Source organism: Roseateles sp. (genome assembly GCF_044373315.1).
Classification (GTDB): domain Bacteria; phylum Pseudomonadota; class Gammaproteobacteria; order Burkholderiales; family Burkholderiaceae_C; genus JACDQM01.
The window spans coordinates 1-10,337 of the sequence record NZ_JBILQK010000105.1; the positions used below are offsets into that span (position 1 = coordinate 1).

8 protein-coding genes are annotated in these 10,337 nt (G+C 64.8%); 5 read left to right on the forward strand and 3 right to left on the reverse strand.

Going from position 1 to position 10,337, the window contains the following annotated elements; genetic code table 11:
* Positions 1–614: 614 nt before the first annotated feature.
* Both ACIQ67_RS17250 and ACIQ67_RS17255 read right to left on the reverse strand, forming a co-directional pair.
* On the reverse strand, positions 615–2,075 hold the full coding sequence (locus ACIQ67_RS17250; protein ID WP_397535612.1) for an aldehyde dehydrogenase family protein: 1,461 nt from the start codon (positions 2,073–2,075) through the stop codon (positions 615–617).
* Positions 2,075–4,198, reverse strand: a complete 2,124-nt coding sequence (locus ACIQ67_RS17255) for a TonB-dependent receptor (RefSeq protein WP_397535613.1) — start codon at positions 4,196–4,198, stop codon at positions 2,075–2,077. The genes ACIQ67_RS17250 and ACIQ67_RS17255 overlap by 1 nt, the downstream gene beginning before the upstream one ends.
* Before the next feature lie 346 nt (positions 4,199–4,544).
* On the opposite strand from ACIQ67_RS17255, the gene ACIQ67_RS17260 reads away from it, so the two are divergent.
* Both ACIQ67_RS17260 and ACIQ67_RS17265 read left to right on the forward strand, forming a co-directional pair.
* Positions 4,545–5,603: a DUF1611 domain-containing protein gene (locus ACIQ67_RS17260; RefSeq protein WP_397535614.1), complete on the forward strand. Its 1,059-nt coding sequence runs from the start codon at positions 4,545–4,547 to the stop codon at positions 5,601–5,603.
* A gap of 18 nt (positions 5,604–5,621) precedes the next feature.
* A complete protein-coding gene (locus ACIQ67_RS17265) occupies positions 5,622–7,175 on the forward strand; it encodes a M81 family metallopeptidase (RefSeq protein ID WP_397535615.1) in 1,554 nt (517 codons plus the stop codon).
* 1 nt (position 7,176) lies between these two features.
* Here ACIQ67_RS17265 and ACIQ67_RS17270 read toward each other — a convergent pair whose 3' ends face one another.
* The gene (locus tag ACIQ67_RS17270) at positions 7,177–8,055 is read right to left on the reverse strand and encodes a LuxR C-terminal-related transcriptional regulator (RefSeq protein ID WP_397535616.1); all 879 of its coding nucleotides are present in this window, start codon (positions 8,053–8,055) and stop codon (positions 7,177–7,179) included.
* A gap of 187 nt (positions 8,056–8,242) precedes the next feature.
* Between ACIQ67_RS17270 and ACIQ67_RS17275 the strand changes: the two genes are divergently transcribed.
* The 3 genes from ACIQ67_RS17275 to ACIQ67_RS17285 all read left to right on the forward strand — a co-directional run.
* Positions 8,243–8,761, forward strand: a complete 519-nt coding sequence (locus ACIQ67_RS17275; RefSeq protein ID WP_397535617.1) for a hypothetical protein — start codon at positions 8,243–8,245, stop codon at positions 8,759–8,761.
* A 121-nt stretch (positions 8,762–8,882) separates the two neighbouring features.
* Entirely contained in the window at positions 8,883–9,896 is a 1,014-nt protein-coding gene (locus tag ACIQ67_RS17280; protein ID WP_397535618.1) for an enolase C-terminal domain-like protein, read from the forward strand.
* A gap of 14 nt (positions 9,897–9,910) precedes the next feature.
* Positions 9,911–10,337, forward strand: a 427-nt coding sequence (locus tag ACIQ67_RS17285; protein ID WP_397535619.1) for a CocE/NonD family hydrolase, incomplete at its 3' end; no start/stop codon positions are given.

A 10,337-nucleotide genomic window follows, 5' to 3' on the forward strand; every position in this document is an offset into this window, starting at 1 on the left:
AAACAAGGAGATCTCGTCGCAAACCGGCATGAGCACCGCTTCCGTGGACTACCGGCTTCAGCGGATCGCTATCCGACTTTAGTCGTACGAACTGCAAGGCATCAGCAAAGAGGGCTGCGGCTTGCCGCCTGCTCGAATCCGCCTAGGTGATGGTCACCGACAGCGTATAGCCGTCACCAGACAACTCGGTCGAGATCCCTACACTGACGTAGAAGAGCCCAGGCCGATCAATGCCTGCAGAGTCGCAGACAGCCTGCGGCCGGGTCAGTGAGGCCATTCCTCTAGCGTCTTGATACTGCGCAGTCATGTCTTTTCGACAACGCGGGCATCCAGGAATGTCGGGCGCCAAGTCAACGATGCAGCGGCGGCAGCCATTGGACGATGAAAGCCGGCCTCACGGAGCTACGTACTCACCGCGCCACATTGGCGCCGAGTTGTCGGAAATGCTTGGCGCGATTTCGTACTTGGCGATGCCGTCGCCATCGTCTTCGCCTCCTGCACAGATAGCTCGATCAGATTTGAGCGTTAGGCTAGCGGCGTCTTGGCAATGACCCGAGTCGCCATAGGTTCCCTGACAAGTGGGCACCGCCAATGGACGCGAAACACACCTTCAATCAAGCGCTGCCCCGGATTTCGATGCTTCTGATGCGCGTCATAGCTGACAAGCCTGCTACCCCGCCTTCGGCACCAAAGCCGCTTTGCCCCACTGGTTCGGCGCCCAGGTGCATCGCATGTGAGTGCGCGGGCCTAGGCACGGTGTTGATATGCACTGTGCCGGAACGAAGCTTGCCGGGCAGGCTGTGGGCCAGCTGCAGATCGGATGTCCAGCCGGTAGCCATCAGTCCGTAGCGCGAGTCATTGGCCATGGCAATGGCTTCGTCCACCGTGTCGAAAGCCAACAAGCCCGCAACCGGTCCGAACAGCTCCTCCTGCATCAGCGGGTCCGCTGGCGACAGATCGACGGCGAGCGTCGGCGCCAGATGCAGACCCGATTGCACCGGCCCTGGCTGCAGCAGGCTGACACCTCGATCTTGTGCCTCTTGCAGCATGCGAGACACACGCTGGTGTTGGGAAGCATTGGCCAGCGGACCCATTGTGACCTCGGGATCCCGCGGATCCCCAGCTCGCAAGTCCGACATCCGGGCCAGCAGTTGTTGCTTCAAGCGCGCGAACAGGGGACGGTGCACCAGCAGCCGCGTGCCGGCCACGCAGACCTGGCCGGTATTGAAGGTGAAGCCTTGAACCAGCGCGTCAGCCACCGCGTTGAGGTCGCCAAGGTCGTCGAACACGATCTGTGGTGATTTCCCCCCGCACTCCAGAACCAGGGACTTGAGATTGGACTGACCCGCTGAGGCCATCAACGCACCGCCGGTCGCGCTGGATCCAGTGAACGTCAGTGCGTCGACATCCATGTGCAGCGCCAAGGCGCGGCCCGCCTGCGCGCCCAGCCCCGGCACGGCGTTGAACACCCCTGGGGGCATGCCAGCGCGGCTGGCCAGTTCCGCCAGCAGCAGGCAGCCCAAAGGAGCCACTTCGCTGGGTTTGAGGACGACAGTGTTGCCCATTACCAGCGCCGTAGCCACCTTCTGCATGGCGATGTAGCAAGGGAAGTTCCAGGGCGAGATCACCCCAACCACGCCGTGCGGGCGGCGTTGGTTGATGGCCAGTGTGCCCACTGCGGCGGGCACCAGTTCGTCCCGCAGAGTGGTGGCCAAGGCCGCCGTTTCGCGCACGGCCTCGATGGCTGACTTTAGATCGTCAACGCCCCAACTCAAGGGCATACCCATCTGCAGGCTGTCCAGCGTGGCCAGCTCGACGCGCGCTGCCTCCATGGCGGTTGCCCAGGCGAACAGATGCGCAGCCCGTTGCGAGGGTGCCAGGCCCGACCACCTGCCGTCCACAAATGCCGCCCGAGCTGCTTTCACTGCCTGGTCAATCTCGGCTTCGCTGCAGGCAGGCACCCTGGCCACACGCTCCGACGTGTGCGGGTTGATCACGTCAAACGTGACATCGGTCAGGGGCGCGACACGGTGACCGTCTATGAACGGCCTAGTATCAAAAACTGAGTTCATCATCAGAAGCGATAGTCGTAACGCAGTTGCCAGCTGCGCGCCGGCCCGGGAACGGCAATCTGGTACACCGAGAAGTCGATGTACTCCTTGTTCGTCAGGTTGCGCGCTGCCAGCGACACGGTCCAGGGGGCTTTGTCCTGGGTCAGGCTGAGCGACAGGTTGACGAGCCCGAACCCGCTTTGCACGCTCTGATCCTGGCCAGGATCCTTCGCGTTGCTCTGCTCGAAGTACATCTTGCCGCGATAGGTGTACTCCAGCCTGCCTGAGGCCAGCAAGCCGCCCACGGGCTGCTTGTCGAGCGTGGCCGCCACGGCGTAGGTCAGGCGCGGTGCACGCGGCAGATCGTTGCCGGTGTAGTCACGGGGCTGGCCGCGGGCGTCGCTGGTGACGAAGGTGCCGTACTTGGCGCTCAGCAGGCCAGCGGTCAGATCCATGCCCAGCGCACCGGCCAGTTTCGTTTCGTACTGCACTTCCAGCCCATGGACCTTCGCCTTGGTCGCGTTGCGCACCGCGCAATTCGACAGGTCACAGATGCGGGCCTGGATGTCGTTGTAGTCGTAGTAAAAGGCCGCCACGTTGAGCTGGCCAGTCTTGTTTGGCAGCGAGTGCTTGACGCCGCCCTCGTAGGCCACCACGGTTTCCGGGTTGAACGCATCCAGCGTGTTCGTACCGGGGTTGACGAAGGGCTGCACACCGCCCGACTTGAAGCCCTTGGAGATGCCGCCGTAAACCATGGCGTCCTTGCTCAAGGCGTAGTCAAGGCCGATGCGGCCGGACACGTCGTTGAAGGTGGACCGGTTCGTGACTGGCGTCGGTGGATCGATCACACCACTGCCGCCCACCCACGCGTCCTTGATCTCGCGGTTCAGGCGCAATCCGCCAGACACGCGCATCTTGTCCGTCAGCCGGTGATTGACGTCAGCGAAAAGCGCGTAGGCCGTGGCATTGGTCCTGCCATCCGAGTTCTGGAAGTTGGGCACGACCACGCCGTCGAGCTCGGCGTCTACGTCGCTGACGCGGTTCTCGGTCGCCTTTTGACGGTAGTAATAGGCGCCCAGCACCCAGTCGGTGCGGTCCTGCGTGACGGCCAACTGGAACTCCTGCGAGACCTGCTTGGCGGTCTGGTTGATGCGCTGCAGCCAGGTCTGCGAGAACGAGGACACGTCGCCGACGACCTTGCCCTTCTGATCCAGCACGCCGGTGATCGATTTCCAACTGACAGCAGAGTTGATCTCGCCGCTCAGCGTGAGGCCCAACACGCTGTCTTGCTTCTTGGACGCCGGATCAACCAGAAGGTGTGTGCGGCGGTAGCCCTGGTAGGTGGTCTCTACATCGACGCTGTTGTAGCCGATCGGCAGCGGTGTGCGTGGGTCGGCAATGGTGGCATACGACTGGTTGGAGGTATCGTCGATGAACTGCGCCAACAAGTCGGCAGTGACGGCACCCAGCTTGGTGCGCAGACGCAGGCGACCGGCGCTGTAGGCGTCGTCACCGACCATGTTGCCGGAGTTGATGTTGTAGACCGTGCCCTTGCCGCCGTTTGAGCCCACCAAGGCCACGCGCATCGCCGTGTCCGCTCCCAAGGGCACGTTCAGCTCTGCCTCCGCGCCGTAGGTGCTGAACGAACCCGCATTGAGTTCCACGCGCCCGCCGAACGTATTGCCCGGCGCCCGCGTGTTGATGTTGACCACGCCGCCTGTGGCATTGCGCCCGTACAGCGTGCCTTGCGGGCCCTTCAGGACTTCCAGGCCTGAGAGGTCGAACAAGCGCCCCAGCGCCTGGGACGACGTGCCGAGGTAGATGCCGTCGATGTGCACCGCCGACGAAGGGTCGTAGCCCAGACCCGTACTCCCGGCGCCTACACCGCGCAGGGTGATCAAGCCGCCCGTCTCGTAGGTCTGGATGGTCAGGTTCGGCACATTGAACTGCAGTTGCAGCGGTGTCGTGATGCCCGCGCTTTCCAGGAACTTGCCGCTGAACGATTCAATGGCAATGGGCACGTCCTTGGATTGCTCGGCGCGCTTGCGGGCGCCTGTCACCTCAACCCTCTGAAGGCTGGCGTCAACACCATCGCCAGCAGCGGCGTTCTGGGCTGCGACCCAGGGCGCGCCAAACAACGACGTCATGACGGCGGCAGACAGCAGTGTTCTACGGACCAGGAGCCGCGTTTTCGCACGCGGAACAGGGCGGACGCGGGGGGATCTGGTGGCAACGTGCATGGTAGGAATCCTTGTCTCCAGGAGTTGTTCGGGTTGTGGCTTCTTATGGCCGCATACGTTATCCCCTCACCCGAACGACGCGAATATCCCTCAAGGGGCAGTCCGAGCTAGCGCAACGCCTTGCAGCGTCGCTCCAGGCCAAGCCCACTGCCCACTTGGGGCCGGTTGGCGCGTTGGAGGCTGGCCTCCCAATGCGCCCCAGGCTAATCTGACGTGCGACTGAATTTCACGTCATACCAACAAAGCTGAACTCATGAGAACCGACGTCACACCCATGCTGGCCGAGCGTACTGACTTGGCCATTCCCGTCCCCTACCTGGTCTTCATTGGCGACATCCAGAACCCCACCGACGCGAAGACGGGTTACGGTCTGGTCGAATGGAGGCGCGATTGGTGCGCTGCGCAATGGCGTCTGCCCGGATGCCCGGTGGACCTGGGACTTCCCGAGCTTGCACCCACGGCCGCTCATGCCGCCGGTGCGCGTACGCTGGTCATCGGCGTGGCGCCGGCGGGTGGGCGCATCCCGGAGCATTGGATGCCAGCCTTGCTCGAAGCCTTGCGGGCTGGGCTGAACCTGGCAGCAGGCCTGCATGACCGCTTGGCGAACTACCCTGAGCTGGTGACGGCCGCGCGCGCCAGCGGCGTACGCCTGTTCGACGCCCGGCAGGCTCCTCCTGGGCTGGTGCTTCCGGTAGGAAGTGGCGCACGACGTAGCGGCCGACGGGTGTTGACTGTCGGCACCGATTGCGCCATCGGCAAGAAGTACACCGCGCTCGCGCTGGAGCGGGAACTGCGGGGGCGCGGCGTGGCGGCGGACTTCCGTGCCACCGGGCAGACCGGCGTGTTGATCAGCGGCGGCGGCCTGGCGATCGACGCAGTGGTTTCCGATTTCGTGGCTGGCACGGTGGAGATGCTGAGCCCTGCAGCAGACCTCGCGCATTGGGATGTCATCGAAGGCCAGGGCTCCTTGTTCCACCCGGCCTACGCCGGCGTGAGTCTGGGCTTGCTGCACGGCGCCCAGGCCGATGCCATCGTGCTGTGCCATGACACACGGCGCCACTGCATCGACGGCTACGACAACTTCCCGATGCCAAGCGTCGAAGAATGCATCGCACTGAACCTGCGATTGGGTGCGCTCACACAGCCGGCCATCCAGTGTGTGGGAATCAGCCTCAACACGCAGGGCATGTCCGCAGCGCAGCGACAGCAGGCGTGTGCTGAGTTGGCCGAGCGCACCGGCCTGCCGGTCACAGACCCGATCGCCATGGGCGTGCAGCCCATCGTCGATCGCCTGCTCCAACGCTGCAACTGACCACGGGACCTCCGAAACATGCGCTTCTTCGTCGCAGGAATGTTCCACGAAAGCAGTGTCTTCTCGCCCGTGTCGACCGGGCGGGCCAGCTTCAGCGCGTGGGGTGACGGCGAGCGCGAACCCATCGATCCCATTGGCGCAGGTCAGCAAGTGCTCGGTTATGGCGACCTGCTGGATGCGGTAGCCCGGTCAGGGCACCAGGCGCTGCAAGGCCCGCACTTCGAGGCCCAGCCGGCTGCACCCACGGACGCGGCCACCTTTGCCGATCTGAGTGAGCGCATCGCGGCCAGCCTTTCGCGTGCGGTGGCCGATCAGGCCAACGGGGGTGTGCAGGCTGTGCTGCTCTTTCTGCACGGCGCGCAGGTGGCAGCGGGCGAGGACGATTGCGAGGGGGCCTTGCTGGCGCGGCTGCGTCAGGTCCCCGGCGCACAAGACCTGCCGATCGGTGTGTTGCTGGACCTGCATGGCAATGCCACGGCAGCCATGGTGAGGCATGCCAGCGTGCTGGTGGCCTGCCGGGAGTACCCGCACACCGACTTCGGCGAACGAGCGCGACACCTGTCCGAACTCGTCGCGCGCACCGCGAACGGCGAGGTGCAGCCGCGCATGTGGCTGTGGCAACTGCCGATGGCCGGCCTGCTGCCCACCCAGGAACCTGAAGGTCAACAACTGTTGGCCGAGATGGCGCAGGCACAAGCGCGCCCAGGTGTGCTGAGCGTGTCGGTGTTCCATGGCTTTGCCCATGCGGACCATGCTGACGCCTGTGCCAGCGTCGTGCTGGTGCTGGACACGCGGCACGGCATGCATGAGGAAGACTCAGCCTGGGCCATTGCCGAGCCGCTGGCCAGCAGGTTTGCGCGGGCCTGTGAGACCTTTGCGCAGGCCCACCCGCTGATGGGTACCGAGGCGGCGCTGACACAGGCCCGCCTGGCCTTTGATCTTCGAGGCGGGCCCGTCGTGCTGGCGGACCGGGGCGACAACGCCGGTGCCGGTGGTGCCGGCGACACCACGCATCTGTTGCATGCGCTGCTGAAGGACCATGTGCGGCGGCCCTGGCCGGGCATGCTGGCCGTGGCGATGATTCACGATCCCGCCGCCGTGCAGCAAGCCCATGCGCTGGGCGTGGGCGGTGAAGCCGAGTTCGAGTTGGGCGGCCACTGCGCGGGCTCTGGCGAGCCGGTACGGCGTCGCATGCGGGTGCGCGCCTGTCGGTGTGATGCGCGGCAACTTCTTTTTGGCGGCCCGCTGTGGCAGCCTCTGGGTGACAGCGCCTTGCTTGAACTGGACGGCGTGCACATCGTGGTTAACAGCATTCGCCAGCAGGTGTTCGGCGCGCAGGTGTTCAGCGAACACGGGCTCGTCCCTGCCGCGTGTTCACTGCTCGTGGTCAAGTCGACCAACCACTTTCAGGCCGGCTTTTCATCGATGGCCAGCCACACCGTGCTGTCCGACCCGCCGGGCGCCACAGGCGAAGACCTTTCCGTCTACCCCTGGACCCGACTGCGGCGGCCGCTGTGGCCACTGGATGCTTTGCCTTTGCAGGAACGCGCCCATCCCCGCAGCCTGGATTGAGTCAAGCCACTGTCCTGTTCGCCGGTTTGCTCTGGTAGGCCATCAGCGGGTCCACAGCCTTGCCTGGCTGCGCGTAAGGGATGCAATGGAGAAACAGCGCGAAAAGTTCTGCCTGTGAGCCCACATCGAGCTTGCGGTGGATTGCCTTGCGGTGGTTCTTCACCGTGCCCTCGGCAACCGCCAGCTTCTCGGCCGTCAAGGCCGACGAGTAGCCGCTGATCATGTAGAACAGCACCTCGCGTTCGCGGTCGGTCAGATGCGCACTTCCGAAGTCAGCCAACGCGGCCTGCACCTTGGCGTGGGCAAGCGCTTCGTCATGGGACGCTGGCTTCAACTGCCGGTGCGTTTCATGCTGGGCCAACAAGGCATGCAGCACCGGCTCGACCAGCTCCAGTGCAAAAAGATCGGCCTGCGAGAAAGCGGGCGCCTGCTCGCGTCGCTCCAGAAACACCATCACGGCGTTGCCGTCGGGCCTGCGGTGCAGCAGACTCACGTCGTCGCCCACATCGGTGCGCGAGTAGAAGACCTTGAAGTATTCGCTGGCCTCGAAGTCGTCGGGCGCAATGCGGCGCAGCGGATACAGGCCATTGCCAGCCCCGCCCTGATACAGCTGGTAGATGGGGTCGAGCACGTAAGGCCCATGCACATACGCGTCCTCGGGCGCCCTGCGGCGGGCTCGGTCGAAGCGGTGCAGACGGCAGTGCGGAGGACGGTCATTGAAGAACTCCGTCACCCCGCAGCTGTCGAACCTCAGGCAGCGTGCCAGCCATGCCATCAGACTGGTGTCGAACGCCTCGGTGCCGACGTGTGCAATCACGCCTGCCAGCGCATCCGCCATTCCGGCGTCCAAGGGGACTGAGAGCGGTGAGTGAGCGTGCATGGGCGACATCATAGGGGCCTCCTCCGAACCTGCTAGTGGCAGAAATCGCACTGCCGTCTCAGCACTGCCTATCCCCTGCGGGGCATTGCCGGCGCACAGGCATGCGCCGACCATGACCAGAAGAAAACCACAACAAACAGTCGAGGTACAGATGACCGTGAGACGCCATTCCGCTTGGCGGCTTGCCGTGGCCGCCGCTGCGTTCGCGAGCGTGACCCTGCAGCAGGCATGGGGTCAGCCAGCGCCAAAGCAGCCAGACTGCAGCGCTGCCGAATACCGGCAGTTCGATTTCAAGCTGGGCGATTTCGAGGTGGTCGTCGCCGAGGGGACGCCCGGCACTGCCGCGGGCACGCCCGCAGGCAAGGCCACGGTGGAGTCGATCCTGTCCGGATGCATGCTGGTGGAACACTGGTATGGCACTTCGGGCCGGGATGGACGAGCCCACTACTACTTCGAGCGGGCCGCGAAGCGCTGGCACCTGCTGATCGTGTTCGACGACGGCGAAGTACTTCAACTGCGGGGACGGTGGACAGGCAAGGCCATGGTCTTCATGGGCCACGGACGCTTTGAATCGTTCCAGGGCCTGCATCGCATGACCTGGTCACCGTTGCCCCAGGGCGGCGTTCGGCAGTTCTGGGAGATCTCGCGCGACAACGGGGCGACGTGGAAGACAGATTTCGTGGCCATGTACCAGCGGCGCCCCTGAGGCCTGCTGATCGCTGGCGCTGGGCTTCCCCCTCCCCAGCGGGGCATTGCCCGCGTAGGGCGGATGGACACAATGCCGGCTCAAACCGATCCCTTGCGCGGGCCAAGTCATGAGTCACCCCTTGCCTACCCTCACCCTTCAGCGATGGCCTTATCGCCATCCCTTTGTCATCTCGCGAGCCACCCTGGTTGAGCAGTACATCGGTTATGCCAGCGTTCAGGTGGACGGGCGACTTTGCCAGGGCGAGGGCGAACTGCACGAAACCGATCTCGACGCAGCAGAAGCGCTCCTCCGCGAGGCGACGCAGCGCTTTGCGGCGCTTGGCCCCGACCCGAGCCGCGAAACCCTGCGCCAGGCAATGCCGCCCAACGGTGCACGCAATGCGTTTGACGCCATGCTGTGGGACCGTGACTGCAAGGCCGCGAACCGCCGCGCCTGGGAGATAGCCGGACTGGACGGGATAGACGCCACGAGTTCAGTTTCCACGATGTCCACGGTGGTCATCGGGGAGCCCGAGGTGATGGCCGCAGCGGCCCGGGCTCTGTTGAGCGACGGTGGCACGTCAGCCGAGCAAGTCATCAAGGTCAAGCTCGGCGGTAGCGGCGGGGTGGACCGCGACATCGAGCGACTGCACGCGGTGGCAGCGGCCGCGCCGGCGGCGACACTCACGGTGGACCCCAATGAAGGCTGGACCTTGGCTGACCTGAATCGATTCTTGCAAGCGACGCGCTCGCTGCCGCTGGCACTGATCGAGCAGCCCCTGCCCGCCGGACAGGAGGATCTCTACCCGGAGTTGCAGGCCCGGGTGCCGATCGCCGCTGACGAAGCCTGCACCACGCTGGCGAGCTTGGACCGACTGGCCGGCAAGGTGCAGGTGGTGAATCTCAAGCTCGACAAGTGCGGTGGCCTCACCGAAGCGCTGTTGATGTGTGCGCGTGCCCGGGAGTTGGGGCTGCAGTTGATGGTGGGCTGCAATTGCGGTACCTCGCTGGCCATGGCACCGGCCTTTCTGGTGGCGGTGCAATGCAGGTTCGTGGATCTGGACGGGCCGATGTTCATGAAAGGCGATCGCCCCCATCCGGTCCGCTATCACCAACACCGCATGTCGGCGCCCAGTGCGGCGCTATGGGGTTGAATATGAAAGACGTTATGAACAGCGAAGTGCGTTGTTGTATCGGGGTGTCGATTCCACTCGAAGATGGCACCCACTTGAAGGCCGACTATTGGTGGTCGGAGACGGGCGATGGCCTGCGCGCGCCCCGGCCTGCGGTGATGACCTTCACTCCCTATGGACGCGACCGCTGCGCCGACAACGGCCAGTTCTTTGCGCGGCAAGGCTTCCTGTTCGTGGCGGTGGACTGTCGGGGGCGGGGCGAGTCGGGCGGCACGTATGCGCTCTACAGCGATGGCGACGACTACGCCCAGGCCGTGCAGTGGTTGGCCGCGCAGCCGGCGTGCGATGGCCGCGTCGTCACGCAGGGCGGGTCGTATGCCGGCATCAACCAGTGGCAGGTGGCCGCCCGCCGACCTTCAGGGCTGGTCGCCGCAGCACCGATGGTGGCGCCGATGCCCGGCT

Bases quoted from the DNA above. Each gene is read 5' to 3' on its own strand.
- ACIQ67_RS17250 (WP_397535612.1), bottom strand. From the start codon at position 2,075: ATGATGAACTCAGTTTTTGATACTAGGCCGTTCATAGACGGTCACCGT.
- ACIQ67_RS17265 (WP_397535615.1), top strand. From the start codon at position 5,622: ATGCGCTTCTTCGTCGCAGGAATGTTCCACGAAAGCAGTGTCTTCTCG.
- ACIQ67_RS17255 (WP_397535613.1), bottom strand. From the start codon at position 4,198: ATGACGTCGTTGTTTGGCGCGCCCTGGGTCGCAGCCCAGAACGCCGCT.
- ACIQ67_RS17260 (WP_397535614.1), top strand. From the start codon at position 4,545: ATGAGAACCGACGTCACACCCATGCTGGCCGAGCGTACTGACTTGGCC.
- ACIQ67_RS17270 (WP_397535616.1), bottom strand. From the start codon at position 8,055: ATGCACGCTCACTCACCGCTCTCAGTCCCCTTGGACGCCGGAATGGCG.